Annotated in this window: 23 protein-coding genes and 2 pseudogenes; 15 read left to right on the forward strand and 10 right to left on the reverse strand. The window is 69.8% G+C overall.

The annotated features are described in order from the left end of the window. Positions 1–74: 74 nt before the first annotated feature. Positions 75–1,214, reverse strand: coding sequence for a PucR family transcriptional regulator (locus OG509_RS35700; RefSeq protein ID WP_406186707.1), 1,140 nt, complete (start codon positions 1,212–1,214; stop codon positions 75–77). Between the two features lie 131 nt (positions 1,215–1,345). Here OG509_RS35700 and OG509_RS35705 point away from each other — a divergent pair, with 131 nt between their 5' ends. Together OG509_RS35705 and OG509_RS35710 are read left to right on the forward strand one after the other, a co-directional pair. Then, a complete protein-coding gene (locus OG509_RS35705; protein WP_406187781.1) occupies positions 1,346–2,356 on the forward strand; it encodes a ferredoxin reductase in 1,011 nt (336 codons plus the stop codon). Positions 2,357–2,363: 7 nt separating this feature from the next. Beyond that, entirely contained in the window at positions 2,364–3,482 is a 1,119-nt protein-coding gene (locus OG509_RS35710; RefSeq protein WP_406186708.1) for a fatty acid desaturase family protein, read from the forward strand. 556 nt (positions 3,483–4,038) lie between these two features. Here OG509_RS35710 and OG509_RS35715 read toward each other — a convergent pair. Continuing rightward, a complete protein-coding gene (locus OG509_RS35715) occupies positions 4,039–4,197 on the reverse strand; it encodes a hypothetical protein (RefSeq protein WP_406187859.1) in 159 nt (52 codons plus the stop codon). Between the two features lie 1,785 nt (positions 4,198–5,982). Here OG509_RS35715 and OG509_RS35720 point away from each other — a divergent pair. Next, positions 5,983–7,479: an FAD-binding oxidoreductase gene (locus tag OG509_RS35720; RefSeq protein ID WP_406186709.1), complete on the forward strand. Its 1,497-nt coding sequence runs from the start codon at positions 5,983–5,985 to the stop codon at positions 7,477–7,479. Positions 7,480–7,697: 218 nt separating this feature from the next. Then, a complete protein-coding gene (locus OG509_RS35725) occupies positions 7,698–8,597 on the forward strand; it encodes a CoA transferase (protein WP_406186710.1) in 900 nt (299 codons plus the stop codon). Between the two features lie 155 nt (positions 8,598–8,752). On the opposite strand, the gene OG509_RS35730 is transcribed toward OG509_RS35725, so the two are convergent. From OG509_RS35730 to OG509_RS35750, 5 genes and pseudogenes are all read right to left on the reverse strand, one after another. Next, a complete protein-coding gene (locus OG509_RS35730; protein WP_406186711.1) occupies positions 8,753–9,229 on the reverse strand; it encodes a cupin domain-containing protein in 477 nt (158 codons plus the stop codon). Between the two features lie 482 nt (positions 9,230–9,711). Continuing rightward, positions 9,712–10,068 (reverse strand): universal stress protein, encoded by a 357-nt coding sequence (locus OG509_RS35735; RefSeq protein ID WP_406186712.1) that lies wholly within the window; start codon positions 10,066–10,068, stop codon positions 9,712–9,714. 122 nt (positions 10,069–10,190) lie between these two features. Continuing rightward, positions 10,191–10,484 (reverse strand): annotated as a pseudogene (locus OG509_RS35740) (universal stress protein); the annotation flags it as partial. A 238-nt stretch (positions 10,485–10,722) separates the two neighbouring features. Beyond that, positions 10,723–11,328, reverse strand: coding sequence for a CBS domain-containing protein (locus OG509_RS35745; protein ID WP_406186713.1), 606 nt, complete (start codon positions 11,326–11,328; stop codon positions 10,723–10,725). Between the two features lie 269 nt (positions 11,329–11,597). Further along, positions 11,598–11,873, reverse strand: a complete 276-nt coding sequence (locus OG509_RS35750) for a BON domain-containing protein (protein WP_406186714.1) — start codon at positions 11,871–11,873, stop codon at positions 11,598–11,600. Between the two features lie 115 nt (positions 11,874–11,988). Between OG509_RS35750 and OG509_RS35755 the strand changes: the two genes are divergently transcribed. The 7 genes and pseudogenes from OG509_RS35755 to OG509_RS35785 all read left to right on the forward strand — a co-directional run bounded on the left by OG509_RS35755 (position 11,989) and on the right by OG509_RS35785 (position 16,322). Then, a complete protein-coding gene (locus OG509_RS35755; RefSeq protein WP_406186715.1) occupies positions 11,989–13,065 on the forward strand; it encodes a zinc-dependent alcohol dehydrogenase family protein in 1,077 nt (358 codons plus the stop codon). A gap of 5 nt (positions 13,066–13,070) precedes the next feature. Continuing rightward, positions 13,071–13,754, forward strand: a complete 684-nt coding sequence (locus OG509_RS35760; RefSeq protein WP_406186716.1) for a helix-turn-helix domain-containing protein — start codon at positions 13,071–13,073, stop codon at positions 13,752–13,754. A 306-nt stretch (positions 13,755–14,060) separates the two neighbouring features. Next, a complete protein-coding gene (locus tag OG509_RS35765; protein ID WP_406186717.1) occupies positions 14,061–14,513 on the forward strand; it encodes a universal stress protein in 453 nt (150 codons plus the stop codon). Positions 14,514–14,778: 265 nt separating this feature from the next. Then, positions 14,779–14,955 carry a PEP/pyruvate-binding domain-containing protein gene (locus OG509_RS35770; protein WP_406186718.1) on the forward strand — a complete coding sequence of 59 codons (177 nt, stop codon included), beginning with the start codon at positions 14,779–14,781 and terminating at the stop codon, positions 14,953–14,955. A gap of 236 nt (positions 14,956–15,191) precedes the next feature. After that, positions 15,192–15,395: pseudogene (locus tag OG509_RS35775) on the forward strand (flavodoxin domain-containing protein); the annotation flags it as partial. Between the two features lie 115 nt (positions 15,396–15,510). Continuing rightward, positions 15,511–15,684, forward strand: coding sequence for a hypothetical protein (locus OG509_RS35780; RefSeq protein WP_406187861.1), 174 nt, complete (start codon positions 15,511–15,513; stop codon positions 15,682–15,684). Between the two features lie 41 nt (positions 15,685–15,725). Then, positions 15,726–16,322, forward strand: coding sequence for a hypothetical protein (locus tag OG509_RS35785; protein WP_406187862.1), 597 nt, complete (start codon positions 15,726–15,728; stop codon positions 16,320–16,322). Between the two features lie 183 nt (positions 16,323–16,505). Here the strand turns inward: OG509_RS35785 and OG509_RS35790 are convergent, their stop codons facing one another. Next, entirely contained in the window at positions 16,506–18,866 is a 2,361-nt protein-coding gene (locus OG509_RS35790; protein WP_406186720.1) for a phosphoketolase, read from the reverse strand. 235 nt (positions 18,867–19,101) lie between these two features. Here OG509_RS35790 and OG509_RS35795 point away from each other — a divergent pair, with 235 nt between their 5' ends. Next, a complete protein-coding gene (locus OG509_RS35795) occupies positions 19,102–19,977 on the forward strand; it encodes a universal stress protein (protein WP_406186721.1) in 876 nt (291 codons plus the stop codon). A gap of 60 nt (positions 19,978–20,037) precedes the next feature. On the opposite strand, the gene OG509_RS35800 is transcribed toward OG509_RS35795, so the two are convergent. Further along, positions 20,038–20,745 carry a response regulator transcription factor gene (locus OG509_RS35800; RefSeq protein WP_266998878.1) on the reverse strand — a complete coding sequence of 236 codons (708 nt, stop codon included), beginning with the start codon at positions 20,743–20,745 and terminating at the stop codon, positions 20,038–20,040. Positions 20,746–21,003: 258 nt separating this feature from the next. Here OG509_RS35800 and OG509_RS35805 point away from each other — a divergent pair, with 258 nt between their 5' ends. Both OG509_RS35805 and OG509_RS35810 read left to right on the forward strand, forming a co-directional pair. Next, positions 21,004–21,330 carry an STAS domain-containing protein gene (locus OG509_RS35805; protein WP_406186722.1) on the forward strand — a complete coding sequence of 109 codons (327 nt, stop codon included), beginning with the start codon at positions 21,004–21,006 and terminating at the stop codon, positions 21,328–21,330. Between the two features lie 175 nt (positions 21,331–21,505). Further along, positions 21,506–21,955: a pyridoxamine 5'-phosphate oxidase family protein gene (locus OG509_RS35810; RefSeq protein ID WP_406187782.1), complete on the forward strand. Its 450-nt coding sequence runs from the start codon at positions 21,506–21,508 to the stop codon at positions 21,953–21,955. A gap of 14 nt (positions 21,956–21,969) precedes the next feature. Here OG509_RS35810 and OG509_RS35815 read toward each other — a convergent pair whose 3' ends face one another. After that, on the reverse strand, positions 21,970–23,652 hold the full coding sequence (locus OG509_RS35815) for a GAF domain-containing protein (RefSeq protein WP_406186723.1): 1,683 nt from the start codon (positions 23,650–23,652) through the stop codon (positions 21,970–21,972). 269 nt (positions 23,653–23,921) lie between these two features. On the opposite strand from OG509_RS35815, the gene ppk2 reads away from it, so the two are divergent. Next, a complete protein-coding gene (gene ppk2 / locus OG509_RS35820; RefSeq protein ID WP_052873565.1) occupies positions 23,922–24,716 on the forward strand; it encodes a polyphosphate kinase 2 in 795 nt (264 codons plus the stop codon).

Below are 24,716 nucleotides of genomic sequence, written 5' to 3' on the forward strand. Positions count from 1 at the left end.
AGCTGATGGCGCCGGGAACGGGACATGATTGCTGGACTGCTCGCGGACGCGGTCGTGGACGGTCGAAGTACGCGTCAGGTGACGCGAAGACCGACGGCCAGCGTCAGTTCAAGGACCCGCTGTGGTGATGCGAGATCCGGAAACAGCTCCCGCAGCTGCGACATTCGGTACCGGACTGTCTGGGGATGGACGAACAACGCCGCCGCCACCTCGTCGCGCCTGCCCTGGTGCAGCAGCCACGCCCGCAACGTCTCCTCCAGCCGCCGTGCGGTCGCGACAGGCAAGGTCCGCAACGGTGCGAGGGCTCGGGCACGCAGGTCTGCGAACGCGTCGGCGTCAGCGCTCAGCACCAGCTCGGGCAGGTGCTCCTCGGTGTCGCGGATATCAGCGGAGAGGGAGCGCGCGCGTACGGAGCGTAGGTACGAGGCGGACGCACGAGTCCATGGCCGGGCCGGGCCGACCACGGCGGTGCGGTCGGTCAGCTGCCGCAAGAGATGTGATCGATCGGCATCGGGGACGAGCAGCACACCGGTGACGTCCGGCAGATCATCGAGGACGAGGGTGCTCGGGTCGAGCGCGCGGTAGGCGGGCCGGGCCTGGGCGGCGGGCAGCAGGACCGCGGTCAGCGAAACCGGAGGCTGCCACCCGGCTCGTTGAGCAGAGGCGAGGAGCACGTCCGGGCTCGCGCCGGCGAGGAGATCGCGGGCCAGGTGTTCCAGGTGGCGCTCGTGGTCCCTGCCCCGGGCGGCCAGTTCGTCGGCGTGGCCCGCGGCGCTCGCGGCGGAGAGCTCGTCGATGTAGGCGAAGGTCAGCTCGGCGAATTTGGCGACGGCGGCGGCGGGCAGACCTGCGGGTACGGCACCCGCTGCCAGGCATCGCCAGGCCACGCGGGCGCCGACGCGGTAGGCGCTGAGCAGGGCGTCCATCGAGCGGCCGTCGCGCACCTCGCCGCGGCCCAGCTCGTAGGCGGCGTCGCCGGCGACGCCGCCTGTGGCGTATCCGCTCGCGAGGTCCAGGTAGTGCCCCAGGGCGGTGCGGACGGCTCGGCGGATGGTGGCGCCCATGCGGCCCGAAAGGGCGTTGGCGTAGGGAGGGACCTCGTCGATGATCGCCTGGACGACCTCGTCGGCGGTCGTCTTCAGCGCGGCCCGAAGTACGGTGACCGTCGTCTCGTCCAGGGCCAGTTCGCTGGCCCTCCGGATTGCATGGCTCACGTTTTGTTCCCTGCGAACAATCTAGCCGATCAGATTTACGTCCTGCGGTCAGGACTTTACCCCTTGAGGCGCAGCAAGCTGGAGCCATGACGAGTACAGCCCTCCGCAGCAGGGCGTGGAAACTACTGGAGATGGTCACGACGCCGCTGCTGCCGTCGGACTACCTCGACCTGGTCAGCCCGCTGCGCGCGGGCGCCGACCTGTGTGGGCGCATCGAGGCCGTGCACCCCGAGACAGGGGACGCCGCGACCATCGTGATCAGGCCGGGACGGGGCTGGCGCGGCCACACGGCCGGTCAGTACGTGCGGATCGGGGTCGACGTCGACGGGGTGCGCCTGTGGCGTGCCTACTCCATCACCTCGCCGACGAGCCGCCGGGACGGCCGCGTCACGATCACCGTGAAGGCGATCCCCGACGGCAAGGTCAGCAACCACCTGGTCCGCAGGGCGAAACCGGGCACGCTGATCCAGCTCGACCAGCCGACCGGTGACTTCGTGATGCCGCAGGCCAAGCCCGCCAAGGTGCTCTACCTGACGGCCGGCAGCGGCATCACGCCCGTGATGGGCATGCTGCGCGACACCGAGTTCGACGACGCCGTCATGGTCCACTCCGCGCCACAGCCGCAAGACGTGATCTTCCGCAACGAACTGCACGACCTGGTCGTGGACAAGAAGCTGCGGCTCACCGAGGTGCACACCGACACGGACGGCATGCTCGACATCTCCCGTCTCGACGAACTCGTGCCCGACTGGGCCGAGCGCGAGACCTGGGCCTGCGGGCCCGCGGGCCTGCTCGACGCCGCCGAAGGGCACTGGAGCGCGCGCGGCGTACAAGAGCGCCTGCACACCGAACGCTTCCGCCCCGGCATCGTCGTCGCCGGCGACGGCGGCGAGGTCACGTTCAGCGCCACCGGCAAGACCGTCGACGCGGACGGCGCCACGCCGTTGCTGGACATCGGCGAGGAGGCCGGCGTGCTCATGCCCTCCGGGTGCCGCATGGGCATCTGCTTCGGCTGCATCACGCCGCTCAAGTCGGGCGCCGTCCGCGACCTGCGTACCGGCGAGATCACCGAGGCCGAGCCGGGCGTCCTCATCCAGACCTGCGTGTCCGCCGCGGCGGGCCCCTGCGACATCGAACGGTAGGAGCACTTTGACCGCCATCGACCCCACGGCCCATCTGACCGCGGAGCAGATCGAAGAGCTCGGCCGCGAGCTGGACGCGATCCGCGACGAGGTGATCGCCGGCCGCGGCGAGAAAGACGCCGCTTACATCCGTAAGGTCATCTCGGTGCAGCGCAAGCTCGAGCTGGTCAGCAGGGGCGTGCTGCTGTTCTCGTTCTTCCCGCCCGCGTGGCTGCTCGGCACCGCCGGTCTGTCCGTGGCGAAGATCATGGACAACATGGAGATCGGCCACAACGTCCTGCACGGCCAGTGGGACTGGATGCGAGACCCGAAGATCCACTCCACCACCTGGGAGTGGGATCACGCCTCGCCGTCCGATCAGTGGAAGCACTCGCACAACGAGCTGCACCACACGTACACCAACGTGATCGGCAAGGACAACGACCTCGGCTACGGCATCATGCGCGTCGACGAGGACCAGAGGTGGCACCCGTTCCACCTCGGCCAGCCGCTGTGGAACTTCATCAACGCCTGCTTCTTCGAGTACGGCATCGCAGCGTACGACCTGGAGCTCGCCAAGAACCTGCACAAGCGCCGCCGCAAGAACCCGGAGTTCCGCGCGCGGGCCAAGGCCGTGGGCCGCAAGATCCGCAAGCAGGTGCTCAAGGACTACGTGATCCACCCGCTGCTGTCGGGCCCGTCGTTCCTCACCACGCTCGCCGCCACGTTCACCGCGAACCTGGTCCGCAACATCTGGACCCACTCGGTGATCATGTGCGGGCACTTCCCCGAGGGCGTTCAGGTCTTCGAGCGCCGGTCGATCAGGGGCGAGACGCGCGGCCAGTGGTACCTGCGCCAGATGATGGGCTCGGCGAACATCAGCGGCAGCAAGGCCATGCACTTCATGACCGGCAACCTGTCGCACCAGATCGAGCACCACCTGTTCCCGGACCTCCCGAGCAACCGCTACGCCGAGGTCGCGGTGAAGGTGCGCGCGCTGTTCGAAAAGTACGAGCTGGAGTACGTCACCGGCCCGTTGCCCAAGCAGGTGTTCTCCGCGTGGCACAAGGTCTTCCGGCTCTCGCTGCCGAACAAGAAGCCCAAGGTCAAAACGCCGGACCGCGAGCAGGAGCTCGTCGTGGCCTGATTCCCGGTACGGGGTCAGATCCTTCGGCCGTACCGGCGGCACCACCGGGCTCGGTGAGATCCGTTGCGGACGGTGGGCGGCCGCGACATCAGCCCGCGTACGACACGGGATCCGGGCAGCCCGGTGTCCGGCCGCGCTGCGGCCACTGGGCAAGCCCCTTCCGGTAGTGGCGGCGCGCACCTCGGCACTCGCATGCGCCCTGCCGGCGGCCGGGCCACCCCTGGCCGCCACTCTGGACCGGGACGGCACGGTACAGGTCTGGGACCTGGGCGACCGCCGCCTCATCGGCACGATGCTCGTACCCGGCGCCACCACCGTCGCACTGGCCGGCGGGCGACAGCTGGTATCCGCGGTCGGGACGGACCTAGTTGTACACGTTCCGGAGGAAGGCCGTGATGTTGGAGAAGCGCAACGCCCTGTAATCGGTTCCCGTGGGCGGGTCGGCCCAGGCTCAGGCGCCGCGAAGCCGCTCCATCAGTCCGGCGCCGGCTCGCCATCGACCCGGTGCTGGTTTGGTGCTGACTTCGAGGGCCGGAATCATGGAAAATCGCAGGTCCTAGCGCTGATCGGATGAGTTGTCGTACCACTCGATGGTGGTCCCGATGAGACTGGCGGCGACGATTCTCTTGATGGATCCGGCGGTCGGGGGAGCGGTCTCGGGGGAGGCCATGAACACCGCTTCCAGGGGGTCTGCGGGGACGATCGGTGTCGCCACAACGTAGAAGTCCCCAGCTCACCGGCATATGTGGCGGGCCATCACAATGAGGTGGTCTTCTATGTGCCCCACGCCCACACCACCGATGGAGCTGCCTCCCGCGGCCCCGGACGCGATGACGACGGCCCCTGCCGGAATTGCAGAGTTGCGCCCGTTTTGGAGGGCCGGTGCTGACTCCCGTGCTGGTTCGGCGCTGGTTACGCTGCGTTGAGAGTGACCCGTTACGGCCGAGGCGGCACAAAACGGAACCGCAGGAAACAGGATGTCGCTTCGTCTCCCCGGTCTGCTTCGTGCCACCGCATGCCGTCATCGACTGACTGGTGAAGTTGCGAGCCCGAACGGAACGCGCGCCCTGAAATCTCCGCTGCGAGGACCGGCGATGAGCGGAGCGGATGAACCCCCAGGATTATGGGGGTGCCACTCGGGCTGAGGGAGTCGATCCATAAGCGTTGGGCTCGCTCCTGCCATGAGGTTCTTCGTCTCCTGGTGGTACAGGGGCCGCACTGCCTCTGACCAGCCGAAACAGTGATGAGTGGGTCTGTCGGTCGGTGGCTGGTCCGTGAATGGTCCGGACCTTGGCGCCTCGGGGTGGAGCGCGCTGACGAGTAGTTAGATATCGAGGGAGGGAGTCCGGGCGCGCCTCCCGGCAGAGGAGCGTCATGTCGAGGGGCCTGGTCCAGAGCTCTTCGGCTGCTGCGTGCAGCTTCAGGTGGGCTCTCGTTCGAGACCGCGTCTTTCTGTCGGTGTGTCGCGGAAGTCCGTGTGCAGCGTTGTGGACAGTCAACAAAGCGCGGAGTCGAACCCGCCGCTGTCGCTGGTTTTTTGGGGCCATGCCTCGTCGAGTGTCGAGGGGGTGCCCACTCCATGGATCAAGCCCCGTAGGGCGTTTGCGGACATGGTCTGGCTGGTTGGGCCCCCAACAGAGTGCCATCGAAGCCCGCGCCGTCGAATCGGTGAGCCTTGCAGGCCGTCCTCCGGAGCGGCAGCGGCTTGGAGGTGTCCCTGGCCGCGTGGATCTGGCCACGGTCCGCCCGGGCCGCCAACGTAGGGCAGTGCGGCGGGGCCGGGGCTGTGCGCTGGACCCAGCCCGTTCCGGTGAGCCCGGTGCAGGCCCCCACGAACTGGCACGCGACCGCGAGCGGATTCGCTCCATGCAGGATCCCTTGCTGTCGCATGAAGGCTCGTAGATTCGGTGCTGGTTCGGGCGTGCCATCCAACGCGCATTCCACCGCGAGCCAGCGCCGGTCAACGCTGATGTCCCAGGCCACCAGTCGAGGTGCGTGGTAACTGTCGGGGCAGGGTGTGACGGGGCCGAACCACCGGGGGAGGTGGGTGAGGAGCACCTACCCTCGACGCCCGACTCACCCAGGCCCACCGCGGCAAGCTCGGCCACCACAGGGGCTGTCGGCAGCCTCTCGGCCGAAGGTGTCCGCGAACCCGCGGGGCGGGTGTATTTCCAACCGGCCCGGGAGTGGCCCGGAGGCTCGTCCAAGGCGCAACCGAGGTGATTCTCCGGCCTGCTGGGCCGCCGGGCCTCGGTCGAACGCCCACGGCTGCCTGAAGGAGCTGGCAGCCGAGACGCAAGTGGGTTGGCCGGCCAGGGTGGTCGTATCACCTACCAAGCACACCGGGTTCGTGCCTGGGCTACGGCCGTTGGGCCGTTTCGGCCGTGGTTGCGAGTGTGTCGATGCAGTCCACCGTGGTCACCCTTGCTACTGTCCGCTTCGCCCAAATTGCCCGCAAGTGAATAATTCGCGCCCGCTGGTGGCCGAGAGGAAACGGACCATGAACGACTTTTCCCGTCGTAAAGTGCTCAAGGCGACGGCGGCCGCCGGTGCCGGTGCGGTCGTCGCGCAGGGCCTCGCGGCCACCGAGGCCCATGGTGCGAGCGCCGTGAAGGAGGCGTCCGCGAACGCGGAGTGCCCGCCGGCGAAGCTGACCGGCCGCATCGTCCGCCCCGACGACGCCGGGTACACGGACGCCCGCCTCGGCTGGGACCAGCTCATCTCTCGCTATCCGCTGGTCATCGTCTTCGCCCAGAACACCCAGGACGTGGTCAACGCCCTTACATGGGCACGGCAGAACGACGTCGCGCTACGGGTCCGCGGCGGCCGCCACAACACTGAGGGCTGGTCGAACATCGACAACGGCCTCGTGATCGACATCAGCGAGCTGAAGTCGGTCCGCATCGACAGCGCCGCCCGTGTCGCGACGGTCGGCGCCGGACTCAACCAGCTGGAAGCGGTGACCACGCTCGCGGAGCAGAACTTCGCGGTGACGACCGGGACCGAAGGCAGCGTGGGCCTGGCCGGGGCGACACTCGGCGGCGGTCTCGGCTTCCTCACCCGCTGGATCGGCATGGCCTGCGACAGCCTGATCGGTGCCGAGGTCGTCGTTGCGGAAGGCGCCGAGTGCGCCAAGGTGGTCAAGGCCGATCTGCACAACAACCCGGACCTGCTCTGGGCGCTGCGCGGAGCCGGGAACGGCAACTTCGGGATTGTCACCTCACTCACCTACAAAGTGGCCCCGCTGAGGAGCGTCACGTATTTGCAGGCCACTTGGGACGGAATCGGCGACCTGTCCAGGATCTTCGAGGCCTATCAGCGTACTGCGCCGTACACGGACGACCGCCTCGGCACCCAGCTCGAAATTCACCGGAACCAGATCCTGCTGTTTGCGGTCCTCGCGGAAGGAACACCCGCGGAGGCGAAGAAGCTGCTGGCCCCGATCCTGTCGGTCGACAGCCCCCAGGTGTCGGTGCAGGTAGGGAACTGGGGCGACGTGTACGCGGGCTTCCAGATCCCGATCGCGGACGAACCCGCGAACTGGAAGTTCTTCTCGCAGTTCGCCAGAAAGCCGTTCCCGAGGAAGGCGATCGATGTGATCTCCTCGTTCATGCGGGACGCGCCCACGGACGACAGCAACTTCTTTGTGCAGGCGTTCGGCGGGGCGGTCAGGAAGAGCCCCCGCGGCGGCACGGCGTTCCCGCACCGCGACGCGCTCTTCTACTCCGAGCCCGGCGCCGGCTGGGGGACCCGCTCCGACCAGCCGGGCGTCTGCGACCCGCTCACCCCGCAGGCCCAGGCTTGGATCGCCGAATTCAGCCAGGCACTGCGCCCCTACGTAGACGGTGCCTACGTCAACGTGGCGAACATCGGCATGCAGGACTGGGAGACCGCCTACTGGGGATCGAACTTCGACCGACTGCGCAAGATCAAGGCGGAGTACGACCCCCACAACGTCTTCAAGTACGAGCAGAGCATCCCGCCCGCGTCCTGCTGAACGAACAGGCCTGAGCCCCCTCCCGACCGGCGAGGGGGCTCAGCCACGACCTGCCCGTCCTGATGGAGAAGCCACGCTGTTGCAGGACGCCTATAAACCTGATTGAAATCGTTGATTCAGTCAGGCAGGCGCCATTGCCGCAAGACTTTCCTGCCAGTGCGGAGCGCAGGCGATCGTGGCCCGGGGGCGGTAGCGGACGAGGTCGGTGCGGCGGATGGTTGAGGATCTCCAGCCCAAAGGGCCTCATCGGCCGACCGCATGAGCCTGCGGTCCCTGCGCATGCCGACCTCGTCGGCGATCACGAAGGCGTCACCGGCGTCGGTCTTGCCCTCGCGGCAGTAGCGCGGGATGAACGTGCAGGTCATTGCGCGCCGGACGGCACACCCCTGTGGTTCTCCCGTGCACTGTCCGGGGTCATAGACCGCTGCCACGGCCGCAAACCCGCCGTCGCCTTCATCGACTACGCCAGCGGCTACAACGCCGCGTTCGCGATCTCCGCGGCCCTCTTCGCCCGCTCACGCGACGGACAGGGCCAGCACATCGACTGCGCCATGCTCGACACCGCCCTGATCCTCATGGCGCCCCAGGCCGCCGCTCACCTGTACGCCGACGACAGCGACGAATGGGCCGACGCCGGTCTGGGTGCCTACCCCACCGCCGGCGTCTTCGTCCTGGGCACCCCCACGCCCGAGCAGAACCGCAGACTCTGGCTCGCCCTCCGCGCCGATGGCCACCCCACCCACGGCTACGAAGACCTCGCCACCTTCGAGGACCTGCGCCGGCACGCCCCGGCCCTCACCCGGGCGCTCGGCGAGATCTTCAGAACCCGCACCGCCGACGACTGGGAACAGTGGGCGCACGACCACGGCCTGGCAGGCGAACGTGTCCAGACCCTGAACGAAGCCGTCACCCAGGAACAGGTCCGACACCGCCCGCTCTTCCAATCCCAGCCGGACGGCGACCCCACCGTCCCCGTCGCCGCCTTCACCTACGACCATGACGGCCCGCACCTCACCCGCCGGTCGCCCGGATTCGGCGAACACACCGATCAAATCCTCGAGGAGCTCGGCACCTCCCCACAGGAGATCAAACAACTGCGGGCGGCAGGCGTCATCTGATCGGACCTGCCGGGCCCGCTCCCGTCGCACCGCCGAGCGGCCATGCCCTCCCGCCGGAGCCCTGGTAATCCACGTCAGCACCTCTCGCGAACCATCGGTGACCAGCCCAAATGGCCAATGCCGGACCAATTCGTCAAGGCTTGGTCCCTCGCTGGTCAGGCGTGCTCGTCCGATGGCTGCTGGGCAGGCTGGACCGACCAGCTTGGCGGCTCGTCGCCGCCCGAGTCCTCGTCGCGCTCCGCGTCGGCGGCTGTCGCATGGATCTTGCCCGACGCGTGGTGGACCGGTGCGTATACGGCGTAGAGCTGCAGGGTCTCCTCACCGATGTTGGTGACGTTGTGCCAAGTGCCGGCGGGTACGAAGATGGCCCAACCGTCCTCGACCTCCTGCTCGAAGTCGAGTCGATCCTTCGTGCGGCCCATCTGGACGCGGCCCCGGCCTGCGTCGAGTCGTAGGAACTGGTCGGTCTCCGGGTGCGCCTCCAACCCGATGTCCTCACCCACCGGGATCGACATGAGGGTCAACTGAAGGTACTTCCCGGACCAGGCGACGGCGCGATAGTTCGTGTTCTCAAGCGTCGCCTTCTCCAGGTCGAAGCTCTGAGGTTCCGGCCCGATGTCCTTGATGGTCATACTTCTCTCCCGGTCAACGAAGACGGTATGCGGTACACGGTCGCGGTCTTGCGCCGGCCCGCGTCGACATCTCAGAGCCCTGGGCTTCCGCCGTGCGTCCGGTGGTGCAGTCGATCGGTTCGTGCACCTTCCAGCACAGCCGGCTGGGCATCGATCACCGGCTCCTGGCGCTATTGCGGAACTGGATTCCTCCCGTCAGGATGACACTTTGCGTGATGTTTCGCGTCATCTTTGTCACCTGGCGTGGTGGGCGCGAGTGATGCCGGGACGCGGGTGGCCGGGTCGACGTGCGAGGCGCGCGCCCCATCCACGATGGGCGACGCACCCATCCGATACCGCCCGTCAGGAGCACCCGTGCTGGAGCGCACAGACGCCTCCACACCTGAGCCCGCCTCCGCCGCGACCGGCCCAAGCCGGTCGGCCACGTCGTCGAGACGATCTGCGCAGAGCGCTGAGCGGCAGTGCGTCGTCACGTCGGGGGGCTATTCGTGCGCGATGACGGCGACGGGTCCCTTGGCATGGTGGAGGACCGCGTGGGCGACAGGTCCGATGTGCGCGCCGATCGAGGACTGCCGAATGCGGCGGCCGACGACCACGAGTCCCGCTTCGGAGCTGCGGTCGACGAGCTCCGTGGCGGCGTGCCCGACGCGCGCCCGCGAGGTGACGGCGCGACGGCCGGGTACTCCGCCTGCCAGGGTCCCAGGACGTCCTCCAGAGCAGCCTTCGCACTCATTTCGAGCTGCGCGTGAATCCTCGGATCGTAAGCCCCGCCGCGCCGCCTCCTCGAACGCGAAGGCCAGTAGCGCATTGCAGGGCTTGCCGGTGTCGACGCCCACCACCAGGTCACGGGATGCGTGTCGGCTTGCGGGGTGCGGTACGGCGTCCTCGCTCGCTCGCTCGCCCGCACCACGACGACCGGCCGCACCGTCGCCTGGATGACCGCCATGCCGACGGAACCGAGGACAAAACCCATCAGCGTGCCCAATCCCCGAGACCCGAGGACGATCAGGCCCGCGTTCGCCGCGACGTGTGCCAGCATGGCGGCCGGGCGGCCGTCGAGCGACCGGATGACGACGTCCAGTCGCGGTTGGGTCGTGCGCAGTGCTTCGGCGGCCTCGGTCAGCAGTGCCTGGGACCATTGACGGCGCACGTCGGTTGTCGGGACGGGGACGGCTCGGGGGGACGACCACTCCTCGGCGTGGACGAGGTGAAGCGGCGCGCCGCGCAGCCTGTGGTCCGTCAGGGTTCGGGCAATCTGCTTGAACGGGGCGTTGTCGGGGGACGGTGACGACCTCGCGGGTCATCAACTCGCGGATTTCTCGATGCCTCATGCTCTTCTCCTACCTCTCGGCAGCGGTGCGAGCGCCGATGACACGTCGTCCTGTTCGTAGTCGAGCCGGTTGACCACACCCACGGGACCGTCGATGCTCTGGCCCAGGTGCAGCCCGACGGCTCGGGTCGGCGACGCTGCGGTGCCTCGCGGCCGGCCCCTTCTACGTGTGGACTTCGGTGCCGAGGCGCTCGGCCGTGACGTCGACGACCCCCGGTACGGTGCGTGCGACGCGGATCAGCACGTTCCTCAGGGCCGGGTCGGGGATGGTGCCTTCCAGGTGCACGAGGCCGTCGGTGACGTGGACCTGCACCACGGCTGAGCCGGCGGGGATGAGTTCGGCCATGATCAGTTCGCGGAGCTCTTCCGCGATGTCCGCGTCGGGACGGAGGTAGATCTTGAGCAGGTCGCCCCGGCTGACGACGCCTACGAGGCGGCCGTCGCGCTCGACGACGGGCAGTCGCTTGAGGTGCCCGTGGGCCATCAGACGGGCGGCGCTCGCGATGCCGGTCTCCTCGGTCACGGTGACGGCCGGGAAGGTCATCAGCTGGCCGGCGGTCACGGCGCGGGATTCGTCCGCGCCTTGGGCCTTCAGCAGCAGATCGGCTTCGGACACCACACCGACGACGCGGCCCTCGTCCGACAGGACGGGCAGGGCACTGATCCGCCATTGCCGCATGGCCTCCACGATCTGCTTGATCGGTGCTCCTCGGTCGACGGAGATGACGGCGTGGGTCATTACGTCGTTGACGGTGCGCAGGTGCTTCATGATTCCTCCAGAGCGGCATCCCCCCATGTCCGAGCGTCGGCACCGACGTCTGCCGGGGATAGGGCCATCAGGGGGCTGGTGGGGACTGACCGGCCCTGTCGCCGAGGCGGTATGCGGTGCTTCCATGGAATCGACGGAAAGAGTTCTCACGAGGATGCGGAGAAGCGGCTCACGGCCGTGCACCGCGCAATCGGGATCCGCGAGAAGCGGGTGGGCTCTTTCCGCCTTCGTCGTGTGCAGGCCGGCTTGGCGAGCACCGCCTGGGACGCTCAGTTCGATGCGGGGCCTACGAGTCGGCAGCGGACGTCGACGATGCCTTCGACGGAGTGGGCGAGGTGTTCTGCCATGGGGATCAGGCCGGCATCGCGGACCGTTCCGGTCAGGGTGGCGATCCCCCGGGACACCGTGACCTTGACGGCCTTGTGGGAGAGCGGGAAGAGGCGCTCGACGACGCTCCGGCGAATCTCGGCGGTCAGCTCTTCATCGGAACGGAGGAAGACCTCGGGACGGATGCCGGATTTCACCTTCGCATCCGCGGCAACCACGGGGAGGGTCCCTACCGGTCCACGGGTAGGGACCGACCGGCCCAAGCGGGCTGGGGGAGCGGAGGCACAGCCTGGCGGTGACCCCTACCGCACAGCACAGAGAGAAGGCCGCGCCATGAAGGCACTCGTCTTCCACGGTCCCGGGCAGATCTCCTGGCAGGACGTCCCGGACCCCGCGATCAAGGACGCCGCCGACGCGATCGTCAGGGTCGACGCCGTCACCATCTGCGGCACCGACCTGCACATCATCAAGGGCGACGTCCCCGAAGTGACACCCGGCCGCATCCTGGGCCACGAGGCCGTCGGCACCGTGGTCGAGATCGGCGGCGACGTCCGCACCGTACGTCCCGGCGACCGCGTCCTGATCTCCTGCATCTCCGCCTGCGGCCGTTGCCGCTTCTGCCGCGAGGGCCACTACGGCCAGTGCCGCGGAGGCGGCGGCTGGGTCCTGGGCCACACCATCGACGGCACCCAAGCCGAATACGTACGCGTCCCCTTCGCCGACCTCTCAGTCCACCCGCTGCCCAGCGCACTGGCCAGCCACGACGCCGTGCTGCTCGCCGACATCTTCCCGACCTCCTACGAGGTGGGCGTCCTCAACGGCAACGTTCGCCCCGGAGACACCGTCGTCGTGGTCGGAGCGGGCCCCATCGGCCTGGCCGCCATCGCCACCGCCCAGCTCTACAGCCCCGGGCGCATCATCGCCGTCGACCTCGCCGCCTCCCGGCTCGCAGCAGCGCGTCACCTCGGTGCCGACGCCACCGCAAGCGCGCAGGAGGAGCCCGAGCGGCTGGTCGAAGACCTCACCGAGGGGCTGGGCGCCGACGTGGTCATCGAGGCGGTCGGCGTCCCCGAGTCGTTCGAGATGTGCACCCGCATGGTCCGCCCGGGCGGACACGTCGCCAACATCGGCGTCCACGGCAAGCCCGCCGTCCTCCACCTCGAAGACCTGTGGATCAAGGACGTCACCATCACCACCGGCCTCGTCGACACCCACTCCACTCCCATGCTGCTGCGCATGATGGCCGCAGGCCGCCTCCCCGGGGCCGCCATGGTCACCCACCGCTTCGAGCTGGACCAGATGGAGGAGGCGTACGACGTCTTCTCCCGCGCCGGCGAAACCGGCGCCCTCAAGGTCGTGCTCGGCGGACCGCAGCACGACACGCTCGCCGTGCCTCCCCAGGGAGCGTGAGTGCCGTGAAGAGTACGCCGAGCACACAGCCGCAGCCGTCCGGCGAGACAACCGGACGCACCGACCTGGGCCGCCGTCTGGCGGCCCGCAGGAACGCACTCGGCCTGAGCCGCGAGCAACTCGGCCAGAAGTGCGGAGCCGACGCGAACTACATCGCCTATCTGGAGGACCACGCCTCGTCCCCGGCCATCAGCACCCTCCTCCGCATCGCCGACGCGCTCGGCGTCGCCGTCGAGGACCTGACCGGCGCGAGCGCAGAGCGTGTGCCCGGCCGGTCCACCGCCCGGCGCGACAGCTCGCTCGTACCGCTGGACGAGACCGAATGCCGACGGCTTCTTGCCAGCCACGGTGTGGGCCGCATCGCGGTCTTCCTCCCGGACGGCCCGGCCGTTCTCCCCGTCAACTACCTGGTCGCAGGATCCGACATCGCCTTCCGGACCGCTGAGGGAGCGACCGCCGCCAGAGCAGCGGGGACCGAGGCCGCCTTCGAGATCGACAACATCGACGACGTCACCGCAAGCGGATGGAGCGTCCTGGCCGTGGGCGAACTGGCACCCGTCAATGACGCGGAAGACCTCCACCACCTCAACGCCACGGCCCGGTCCCATCCCTGGGCCGGCGGCGCCCGTACCCACTGGATGAAGCTCACCCCGGTCCGACTCACCGGCCGCCGTGTGGTGCATGAGTGATGAACGAGCTGGGCGCGGTCGTCTTCGACACGGACGGAGTGCTCCTCGCCACGGCGGGCCGACACGCGGCCGCCTGGAAGGAGACGTTCGACTGCGCGGCGGTCTCGGCGTCACGGCACGCCCGCTGGCTCATGGGCCCGGTGCCCTTGGTCCTGCCCGGCGACCGGCGCGAACGCATAGCCGCAGGCCAGGAGCGGTGGTTCCGGCTACCCAAGGGCTTATCCGGCAACCGCCGCATGCTCGCGTGGCGCTGCGTTCGTGATGCGCACACTGTGGATATATCAGCCGTCGGAAGGGTGAAACGGGATGAACAGGCAGCAAGAGGCTCCGCGGATCGTGGTGGGCGTCGATGGATCGCCCTCGTCCCAGGCCGCGCTGCGCTGGGCGGTCCGGTACGCAGGGCTGGTGAGCGGGCGAGTAGAGGCGGTCGCGGCGTGGGACCTGCCCGGTGGCGCATCGTGGTCGGCTCCGGCGGTGGACGCCACGTTCGACGAGGAGGAGGCCGAGCGCAGGCTGGTCGAGGAGGTCCGCACGGTTCTCGGTGAGGACGGCGCCTCCTCCGTGCACCAGCGTCTGGTGCGCGGCAATCCGGTCGACGTCCTGGTCGATGCGGCAGAGGATGCGGACATGCTGGTCGTGGGCAGCCGCGGTCGAGGTGGCTTCAGCCGAGCCCTGCTCGGTTCGGTGAGCCATCAGACGGCGCTCCACGCGCCGTGTCCGATCACCATCGTCCGGGCGGACGTACCCGTCGAACATTGATGGGCCCTTGAAATCCGGCATGGCCCCGCGGAATGGTCCAGAGCAAGGCAAGCGACGTCGATGGCTACCTGACTGAGGATCCCGAGGAACGCAGGGGCGCGCTGACCAAGCTGCGGCAGCTGTGCCGTGAAGAGCTGGTCGGCCAGACCGGCATCATCACGGCGTACGAGGGCCTCGGCCGAGAGCTGGGCCGTTCCGACCCGACTACCGGGAGCGGAGGGGCTTCGACCACCTCCAGGTCGCCCTGTCCGTCGGCGTCCAGGCGATGGTCCGCTCCGAGCTCGCCGGGGCCGGGGTGACCTTCACCCTCGACCCCGAGAGCGGCTTCCCGAACGTCGTCGTGGTGAGCGCGGCCTGGGGGCCGGGCGAGACCGTCGTCAGCGGGAGACCGATCCCGACGAGTACACCGTCTTCAAGCCCGGCCTCAGGGACCCGGCCCTGACCCCCGTCATCGACGTGCGGACCGGCGCCAAGCGTCGCAAGGCCGTCTACGCGGAGCGCGGGCTGACCGACACCGTCGACACCACCCCCGAGGAACAGGCACCGCCGTCGCCGAGGAGAGCCGCTACGGGGAGGACCGAATGGTCCCCGTAGGGATCCGTCCGGCCCAAGCGGACCAGCCATCGGCCGCGTGACAGTGGCATCAGCAACGCACCATGGAGCCGAGGAGCACCCGCCATGAGCACCAAGCGAGTCCTGGTCGCCTACGGGACCAAGCACGGAGCCACCGCAGGGATCGCCGAACAGATCGCGGTGACCCTGCGCGAGGACGGTCTCGACGCCGTCGTGCGGCCCGCCGACGATGTCCACGACGTCCGCGCCTACGACGCCGTCGTCCTCGGCGGCTCCCTCTACGCCGGCCACTGGAGCAGCAAGGCCAGGCACTGCGCCGAACGCAACGCCGACTCCTTGCGGCACCGCCCTGTGTGGATGTTCAGCGCTCGACCGCTCGGCCGAGGAACACGACATCCCCCCGGTCTCCGCGGTCGCCCGGGAGATGCAGCTGGTCGGAGCGCGCGAGCACATGACCTTCGGCGGCAGCATCACGGCCCACACCCCGGGCTTCCTCGCCAAGGCACTGACCCGCCAGGGCAAAGGCGGAGACTTCCGCAACCCCGAGCGGATCCAGAAGTGGGCCCACCACATCAGCGCCGAGCTCGTCGCCGCCTGAAGGGACGGCCGGCTCGGCACGCACCAGCACGGAGGCGTGCCATGCACCACCGGACGAAAGGGACGGGGGCCAACCCGCTCAGGCGTGATGCCGACCGCACCCGGACCCGTATGCATGCCGCCTTCGCGCTGACCTGCCTGCTGGCAGTCATCGCCGGCTTCGCCCTCGGGCGGGCCGCCTGGACGGACGGCCACCGCACCGCCGAGAACATCGCGCGCCATCGGCACACCGTGACGGCCACCACGATCGGCGAGACCGGCTACCGGGCGGGAGACCAGCCGAGCAGTCGGCCCGTAAGCGTGGCGACCGCCACGTGGCACTACCCCTCGCAGCGCCCGCACACGGAAACCATCCCCGTTCCGGCAGGAACCCGGAACGGCGACACGGTCCGGGTGTGGGTCGACGGAAACGGCAGTGCGGCCACCGCGCCGCCCGGCCGGGCCGACGTCGCTCTGAACGCGGTGGGCGTCGGCACCGGAGCCCTGGCCGGGATCGTGCTCGCCGGCGGCGCCCTTGTCGCCGTGCGCCTCCGCATCGTGGACGCGCGCAGCGCACGGGCCTGGGAATCCGAGTGGGCGGGCGTCGAGCCCCTCTGGTCCGGCCGCCTGCGCCCCGGCCACGGACCCGGCGACGACTGAGACCGCCGCCGGCCCGGATCCGACACCGGGCCCGGCGCCGACACGACTGCTCCTGAACTCGCCGGAGGCACACCACCTCACCGCCCACGGCACCGCGCGCTGCAACCCGACGTTGCCGCCGTCGGCCGCAGCATCGGTCGATTTCCGGACGAGGCCACAGGGCGCCTCAGCCCGGCGTGGGGCTCAGTACGGCCAGGACCAGTCCGTGACCTCCGGGAGGTCGGTGCCGTGCTCGCGGATCCAGCCGTGGTGGCGGATGCGCCGGTCGGCCACGGCCTGGCGCAGCCCCTCGGCCCGGCCGGCGAGGCCCGGGACGCGGTCGATGACGTCCATCACGAGCCGGTACCGGTCCATGTCGTTGCGCACGACCATGTCGAAGGGGGTGGTCGTGGTGCCGGACTCCTTGTACCCGCGCACGTGCAGGTTCGGGTGGCCGGTGCGGCGGTAGGCAAGGCGGTGGATGAGCCACGGATAGCCGTGGTAGGCGAAGATCACGGGCCGGTCGGTGGTGAAGAGCGCGTCGTACTCGGTGTCCGTCATGCCGTGGGAGTGTTCCTCGTGGGGCATGAGCCGGGCGATGTCGACGACGTTGACGACGCGGACGGCCAGTGAGGGAAGGTGCTCGCGGAGCAGGGCCGCCGCGGCCAGCACTTCCATGGTGGGTACGTCGCCGGCGCAGGCGAGTACGACGTCCGGCTCGCGGGAGCCGTGGTCGGTGCCCGCCCACTCCCAGACGCCGGCGCCGCGCGTCACGTGGGTGCGGGCCTCGTCCAGCGGCAGCCAGTCGAAGCAGGGCTGTTTCCCGGCGACGATCACGTTGACCTGGTCGCGGCTGCGCAGGGCGTGATCGGCCACGGCGAGGAGGGTGTTGGCGTCCGGCGGCAGGTAGACCCGTACGACCTCGGGGCTCTTGTTGAGGACGTGGTCGACGAAGCCGGGGTCCTGGTGGGAGAAGCCGTTGTTGTCCTGGCGCCAGACGTGCGAGGTGAGCAGGTAGTTGAGGGAGGCGATCGGCGCCCGCCAGGACAGCTCGCGCGAGGTCTTCAGCCACTTGATGTGCTGGCCGACCATGGAGTCGACGATGTGCGCGAAGGCTTCGTAGGTGGAGAAGAGTCCGTGGCGGCCGGTGAGGAGGTAGCCCTCCAGCCAGCCCTGGCAGACGTGTTCGGACAGGATCTCCATGACCCGGCCGTCGCGGGACAGGTTCCGGTCCGTCGCCTCCGTCATGCCCTGCCAGGCTTTGCCGGTGGCGTCGTACAGGTCGTCCAGCCGGTTGGAGGCGGTCTCGTCCGGTCCGACGACCCTGAAGTCCCGCCGCTCGGCCGTGTCGCGCATGATCCGGGTCAGGAAGTGCCCGAGGACGCGGGTCGGTTCGTGGAGGCTGCTGCCTCGCTTGTCGACGGGGACGGCGCAGGTGTCGAGGGCGGGCAGCGGGAGGGGCCGCAGCAGTCGGCCGCCGTTCGAGTACGGGACGGCGCCCAGGCGGTGATCGCCCCGCGGGACACAGGCGAGGACCTGCTCGGTGGGGCGCCCGTCGGCGTCGAAGAGATCCTGCGGCCGGTACGAGCGCAGCCAGTCCTCCAACTGCCGGAGGTGGGCGGGGTTCTCGCGCACTCCGGCGAGCGGGACCTGGTGAGCCCGCCACGTGCCCTCGACCGGCTCGCCGTCGACGGTTGCGGGGCCGGTCCAGCCCTTGGGGGTGCGCAGAACGATCATCGGCCAGCGTGCGCGCTCGCGCTGCGTGCCGGTGCGCGCTGTCCGGGCTTCCTGCTGGATGAGCGTGATGCGGTCCAGGGCGTGGTCCATGGCGCGGGCCATGGCTTGGTGCACCTGGCCGGGGTCGCGGCCGGTCACGTACAGCGGCTCGTGCCCGTAACCGCGCAGCAGCGCGTCGAGCTCGTCCTCGGGGATCCGGGACAGCACGGTCGGGTTGGCGATCTTGTAGCCGTTCAGGTGCAGGATCGGCAGGACCGCGCCGTCGTGGACCGGGTCGAGGAACTTGTTCGAGTGCCAGGACGCCGCCAGCGGCCCCGTCTCGGCCTCGCCGTCCCCGATGACGCAGGCGACCAGCAGGCCGGGGTGGTCGAAGGCGGCTCCGTAGGCGTGGGCCAGGGAGTATCCGAGCTCGCCGCCTTCGTGGATGGAGCCGGGCGTCTCGGGGGCCACGTGGCTCGGCACGCCGCCGGGGAAGGAGAACTGCCGGAACAGCGCGCCCATGCCGACCGCGTCCCGCGTGACGCCCGGGTAGGTCTCGGTGTACGTGCCCTCCAGCCAGGAATTGGCGAGGACGGCGGGACCGCCGTGGCCCGGGCCCCAGACGCACAGGGCGTCCAGCGAGCGGTCCCTGATCACGCGGTTGAGGTGGGTGTGGACGAGGTTCAGACCGGGGGAGGTGCCCCAGTGGCCGAGCAGTCGTGGCTTGATGTGCTCGGGCCTCAGCGACTCGGTGAGCAGGGGGTTGTCCATGAGATAGATCTGCCCGACTGCCAGATAGTTGGCGGCGCGCCAGTGCGCGTCGAGCTCCGAGATGGGGTGCGAGGTCATGCCCGCTCCTGAGTGCGACGGTCCGGGACGTTCGTCGACTGAGCCGATGCCTCCACACTGCCCTCACCGAGTCGGCGCCGCGAGGGGAGGACCGGCCCTGGGGGAGGGACCGTTGGCCCCTGTGCGCCACGGCGCCCGGCCGGGAGGGTGGGGTCAGCGGCGCCGGTCCCCCGGTCGCCGCCGCTCCCCTGACGGCCGACCCCGATGCCCCGGCATCACGACGGAGGACAGACTTGTGAAGCGCACCCTGGTTGTCGGAGTGGACGGATCCCCTCAGAGCCTGGCCGCGGCGGACTGGGCCGCACAGGAAGCAGTACGGCGTGACCTGCCCCTGCACGTGGTCCACGCCTGGGTGTGGCAGCTGCTCGCAGCCCCGATCGTCCAGGACCGCGACACCGAAGCCCGCCGCGCCGACGACGTCCTGAAGGAGGTCGAGGGCGAGCTCACCCACCGGTATCCGGGGCTGGCCCTCACCGCGGAAGTGCTCTCCGACGCACCCGTACCGGCCCTGCTGCATGCCGCCAAGAACGCGGAGATGCTGGTCATCGGCGCTCGCGGGCACGGAGCCCTGGTCGGCTTTCTGCTGGGCTCATACGGCCGGCAGGTGATCGCCGCCGCCGAGTGCCCCGTCGTCTCCGTACGCTCCGCGCACGGCAGGCCGGCGGCCGTGCCGGAGGAGGGCGAGGTCGTCGTCGGACAGCAGGGCGGCGTGGAGGAGTCCGCCGGGGTACTGCGCTTCGCCTTCGAGGCGGCCGCGGCGCGGAAGGCACCGCTCCGTGCGGTCCGCGCCTGGAGCCTGCCCCCGGTCTACGGGTACAGCCCCGGGTCGATGTGGATCGCCGACCAGTTCGGTGGCCTGGAGCCGTACGAGAAGGCCGCGCTGGAGCAGGCGCTGGAGCCGTGGCGGCTGAAGTACCCGGAGGTCGATGTCGTCGAGCACGTGGAGCAGGGCAGTGGCGGCCACGCGTTGCTGACCGCCGCGTCGGACGCGCAGCTGCTCGTAGTGGGCCGCCGGGTCCGCGAATCGGCGGTGGGGGCGCACATCGGATCCGTGGCCCACGCCGTCCTGCACCACTCGGTCTGTCCCGTCGCGGTGGTTCCGCACTCCTGACCCGGTCGGGGTCAGGCGGGAGGGCCGGGCACGCGACTGTCCGGCGTGCCCGGCCGCCGGCTATTCCGTGGTCGGGACGGGGTGCTGACTCGGCGGGATCAGCGTATGACTGGCGATCACGGCAGCTTGAACGCGGCGCTCCACACCCAGCTTGGTGAACAGGCGCGAGATGATGTTCTTGACGGTCTTCTCCGCGAGGTACAGCCGCTCGCCGATCTCCCGGTTGGTGAGCCCCTCGCTGACCATGACGAGGATCTGCTTCTCCCGGTCGGTGAAGCCGGGCAGACCCGGGACCTGCTCCTCCTTGGGCACGTCACCGCGCATGCGGGCCATCAGCCGGGTCGTGGCTCCGGGATCGAGCATGGACTGGCCGGCCGCGACCGTGCGGACGGCGGTGACCAGGTCGGTTCCGGTGATCTGCTTCAGCACGTAACCGGAGGCGCCCGCCATCACGGCGTCCAGCAGGGCTTCCTCGTCGTCGAACGAGGTGAGCATCAGGCAAGCCAGCTCGGGCATCCGCGAGCGCAGCTCACGGCACACGCTCACGCCGTCGCCGTCCTGGAGTCGTACGTCGAGGACCGCCACCTGGGGGCGCAGCGCGGGGATGCGGATCAGGGCCTGTTCCGCCGTGCCCGCCTCACCGACCACGGTCAGGTCGGGCTCCGCGTCCAGCAGGTCGTGCACCCCTCGGCGTACGACCTCGTGGTCGTCGAGGAGGAAGACCGTGATCGGCGTCCTGGTGGGGGAGGGGCCACCGCTGTCGGTCATGACGCAACTCCTTCGCCTCTGTTCGCCCTGGGAGCACGAACTCCAGCATCCTGCCTGCCGAAGGGGCCGAACGGACAGGGCCGATCGGCCCTCATCCGGCCCTTTTCCGCGCGATGGGGCACCCGGGGAAAAGGGACCTTCGGCCCTGCGCGGGGGGCATGTGGACCTTCCCGGGGCCGGTCCGTGTGCGTTGAACTGGTGCCGCACGGGGAGAGGGGCGGCTCGACCGCAGAGCCGCACGCAGCGTGGAGGTTCCACATGACGACCACCTTGATCGACCTGAAGACCGCAGTGAGGAACGACGGCGACGTGCGCGTCACCTTGGCAGGAGAACTCGACTTCCACACGGCGGGGCAGGTGGAACCCCGACTCACCGCCCTCGCCGCCTCCGGTCACCGCAGTCTCGTCCTCGACCTGTCCCGGATCTCCTTCTGCGACAGCGCCGGCATCGACCTCTTCCTGCACGTGCACCACTGCTGCCGCTCGGCCGGAACCCGGCTCCGGCTGATCGACGTGCCGCCTCTGGTGGCCAAGTCGATGCGGGTGCTCGGCGCCGACCGAGTGCTGTGGCTCGTGGTGGCCTGACCACGGCGGTGTCCGCAACCGGTGCCCGGTTCGGGACCGTTGGGCCCTGGTTCTCGTGGTGATCGAGAGAGAGGCTGGTGACTCGGAAGCCGCAAGGACCGATCGATACCGGATGAAGGTACGCAGCATGGACGAGGCCGGCGGCATACGGCGCACCGATGGACAGGACGGCGACATGGCGGCCACCCGGTGCATGCGCGAGCTCGACAGGTCCGAGGCGCTCAGGCTGGTGGCGACCGTGTCCTTGGGGCGCATCGTCTTCACGCAGCACGCGCTGCCCGCCGTCCGCCCCGTCAACCATCTCGTCGAGGGCGAGGACATCATCGTGCGGATCCACGACGACGGGGCACTCGCCTCCCTCGTGGCCCCGGCCGATGTCCTCGGTGTGGTCGTCGCCTACGAAGCGGACGCCATCGATCCCGTCACCCACCTCGGCTGGAGCGTCGTCGTCACCGGTTACGCGTGCCCGGTGGCCGACCCCGACGAGGCGGCCCGGTTCGCCGCCCTGCTGCGACCCTGGGTGGGACGCCCCATGACCCGAACCCTGCGGATCCGCCCCGACCTCGTCACCGGATTCCGGCTGGAGGCGGAGCGGATGCTGCCGGAGCCGGCTGCCCGGGGATGATCGCGTCGGTGCCGTCAGCTCCCGGTGGGGAGCGGCGCCCGCCAGACGAGTCGGCTGCCCCCCTCGTCGGGGGCGTCCACGGTGAAGGACCCGCCCAGCTTCTGCGCCCGGTCGTCGAGGTTGAGCAGACCGCTCCTGCGGCCCTGCGCCGGGATGCCCCTGCCGTTGTCGGAGACCGTCAGTACGACCTCGCCCGGGTCCGCCTTGAGGGCCACGGCGACCCGGGTCGCCCCCGCGTGGCGGGCGGCGTTGCTCAGGAGCTCGCCCAGCGCCGCCATGAGATGATCGGCCACCTCGGACGGGACGTCCGTGTCGAGCAGGCCCTCCATGCTCAGGCGCGGAGGATGGCCGAGGGTGGTGGCCGCGTCGCCCACGGCCCGGGCAGCGCGGGCCCGCAGACCCGGGCCGCTCTCGCGGTCCTTGGTGCGCAGACCGAAGATCGTCGATCGGATGATCTTGATGGTCTCGTCCAGGTCGTCGACCGCACGGCTGACGCGCTCGGCGGCCCCTTCGTGCTCGACGAGCCGTGCGGCGCTCTGGAGGGTCATGCCCGTGGCGAAGAGCCGCTGGATGGCCAGGTCGTGCAGGTCCCTCGCGATCCGGTCGCGCTCCTCCAGCAGTGCTATCCGCTCGGCGTCACGTCGCCGCTCCGCCAGCTCCAGGGCGATGGCCGCCTGACCCGCGAAGGCGACGAGCGGCTCCAACTCGTTCTCGCCGAAGACGGGTTCGCCGGCTGCGCGCGCGAGCAGGAGCACGCCCCTGCTCTCTCCGCCGGCGGTGCCCAGCGGGACCGCAACGGCGGGACCCAGCCCGCCCTGTGTCTGGACATCGGCCGGATGGCGGTCGTCGTCCGAGGCGTGAACGACCGTGACGGGTTGCCCGGTCCGGTGAGCGGTTCCCGAGAGGGTTCCCGCGAAGGGGACGAGAAGTCCCTGACGGGCCTCGCTGTCCGCACCGGCCGCGAACTCCACGAACAACCCCTCGGCGCCGGGAACCGGCATGGAGATGTCCGAGATCCGGGCGCCCGTGATCTCCTGGGCCCGGAGGGCGATGAGCTGCAGCACCGCCGGACGGGAACTGCCCGACAGCAGGCTCTCGGTGATCTCCGCATTGGCCTTGAGCCACCGCTGCTGGCACTGCGACCCCTCGTACAGCCGGGCGTTGTCGATCGCCACGCCCGCCGCCACCGAGAGGGTGGAGATCACCGTCTCGTCCTCGGTGTCGAAATCGGCCCCGCCCCGCTTGTCGGTCAGATAGAGGTTCCCGAACACCTCGTCACGCACCCGGATCGGCACACCGAGGAACGTGCGCATCGGCGGGTGGTGCGGCGGAAACCCGTACGACGAGGAGTGCGCGCCGAGATCGGTGAGACGCAAGGGCTCCGGGTGGTGGATGACCTCCCCGAGCAGACCGTGACCGGCCGGCAGGGGACCGATTTCGGCGATGGCCGCCTCGGTGAGCCCCACGGTCAGGAACTGCGACAGGGTGCGGCCGTCGGGGCCGATGACCCCGAGCGCCCCGTATTCGGCGTCCACGAGCAGGGCCGCCGCCTCCACGATCCGCCGCAGCACCTGGGCCAGATCCAGCTCGCGGCCCACCGAGACGACGGCCTCCAGCAGGCTGTGCACCCGGTCCCGGGTGCCGCGCACGGCGTCGATGCGCACCTGGAGCTCGTCGAGCAGCTCGTCCAACCGCATCCGAGGCACCTGCGTCAACGGATCCCCCACACCCACGTGATTCCCCTTCGCTGCCCGCCCCGTGCGGAGTCAGCGTATCGACAGCCCGGCCTTGGGGGGCGGGGAGCGGCAGACCAGGGGTCGCCGCGGCCGGGCCGTGTGCGTCGAGCGGAACGCCGGCAGGACGAGGGGGGCACGACACGCCGAGGCGTGAGGGGCGTCGTTGCGCACGGCCGCGGGCCGTGACTGACTTGATCGCAGAACCGGACGGAAGAGGGGCGGAGACGGCGATGGGCCTCAAGAAGGCGGTCTACGAGAGAGAACTGCTGCGGCTCCAGACGGAGCTGGTCAAGCTCCAGGAGTGGACGCGGGCTGAAGGCGCCCGCCTGGTCGTCGTCTTCGAGGGGCGTGACGCCGCGGGCAAGGGAGGCACGATCAAGCGGGTCGCCGAACACCTCAACCCCCGCGTCGCACGCATCGCGGCCCTGCCCACGCCGACGGAGCGGGAGCGTACCCAGTGGTACTTCCAGCGGTACGTCGAACATCTGCCCGCCGCCGGCGAGATCGTCCTCTTCGACCGCAGCTGGTACAACCGGGCCGGGGTCGAGCACGTCATGGGCTTCTGCACACCGGCGGAACACCAGCTCTTCCTGCGGCAGTGTCCGGTCTTCGAGCGGATGCTGGTGGAGGACGGGATCCTGCTTCGCAAGTACTGGTTCTCCGTCAGCGACGCGGTGCAGGAGGAGCGGTTCCGCGCCCGTGCACAGGACCCGTTGCGCCGGTGGAAGCTCTCCCCGATGGATCTGGAGTCCCTCACGCGCTGGGAGGCGTACTCGAGGGCCAAGGACGAGATGCTCGTCCACACGGACACGGCGGATGCCCGCTGGTACGTGGTCGAGAGCGACGACAAGCGCAGCGCGCGGATCAACATGATGGCCCATCTGCTGTCCTCTGTTCCCTACGCGGACGTCGCCGTACCGTCGCTGACCCTGCCGCCGAGGCCCCGGTCCACGGGCTACGAGCGTCCGTCCAAGGACCTGCAGACCGCCGTACCCGACCACGCGGCCACCCTCGGGAAGGACTGA

Source organism: Streptomyces sp. NBC_01006 (assembly GCF_045162725.1).
Taxonomy (GTDB): domain Bacteria; phylum Actinomycetota; class Actinomycetes; order Streptomycetales; family Streptomycetaceae; genus Streptomyces.

Bases quoted from the DNA above. Each gene is read 5' to 3' on its own strand.
- OG509_RS35705 (WP_406187781.1), top strand. From the start codon at position 1,346: ATGGTCACGACGCCGCTGCTGCCGTCGGACTACCTCGACCTGGTCAGC.
- OG509_RS35720 (WP_406186709.1), top strand. From the start codon at position 5,983: ATGAACGACTTTTCCCGTCGTAAAGTGCTCAAGGCGACGGCGGCCGCC.
- OG509_RS35730 (WP_406186711.1), bottom strand. From the start codon at position 9,229: ATGACCATCAAGGACATCGGGCCGGAACCTCAGAGCTTCGACCTGGAG.
- OG509_RS35745 (WP_406186713.1), bottom strand. From the start codon at position 11,328: ATGAAGCACCTGCGCACCGTCAACGACGTAATGACCCACGCCGTCATC.
- OG509_RS35755 (WP_406186715.1), top strand. From the start codon at position 11,989: ATGAAGGCACTCGTCTTCCACGGTCCCGGGCAGATCTCCTGGCAGGAC.
- OG509_RS35765 (WP_406186717.1), top strand. From the start codon at position 14,061: ATGAACAGGCAGCAAGAGGCTCCGCGGATCGTGGTGGGCGTCGATGGA.
- OG509_RS35770 (WP_406186718.1), top strand. From the start codon at position 14,779: ATGGTCCGCTCCGAGCTCGCCGGGGCCGGGGTGACCTTCACCCTCGAC.
- OG509_RS35780 (WP_406187861.1), top strand. From the start codon at position 15,511: ATGCAGCTGGTCGGAGCGCGCGAGCACATGACCTTCGGCGGCAGCATC.
- OG509_RS35785 (WP_406187862.1), top strand. From the start codon at position 15,726: ATGCACCACCGGACGAAAGGGACGGGGGCCAACCCGCTCAGGCGTGAT.
- OG509_RS35790 (WP_406186720.1), bottom strand. From the start codon at position 18,866: ATGACCTCGCACCCCATCTCGGAGCTCGACGCGCACTGGCGCGCCGCC.
- OG509_RS35800 (WP_266998878.1), bottom strand. From the start codon at position 20,745: ATGACCGACAGCGGTGGCCCCTCCCCCACCAGGACGCCGATCACGGTC.
- OG509_RS35805 (WP_406186722.1), top strand. From the start codon at position 21,004: ATGACGACCACCTTGATCGACCTGAAGACCGCAGTGAGGAACGACGGC.
- OG509_RS35810 (WP_406187782.1), top strand. From the start codon at position 21,506: ATGGCGGCCACCCGGTGCATGCGCGAGCTCGACAGGTCCGAGGCGCTC.
- OG509_RS35815 (WP_406186723.1), bottom strand. From the start codon at position 23,652: ATGCGGTTGGACGAGCTGCTCGACGAGCTCCAGGTGCGCATCGACGCC.
- ppk2 (WP_052873565.1), top strand. From the start codon at position 23,922: ATGGGCCTCAAGAAGGCGGTCTACGAGAGAGAACTGCTGCGGCTCCAG.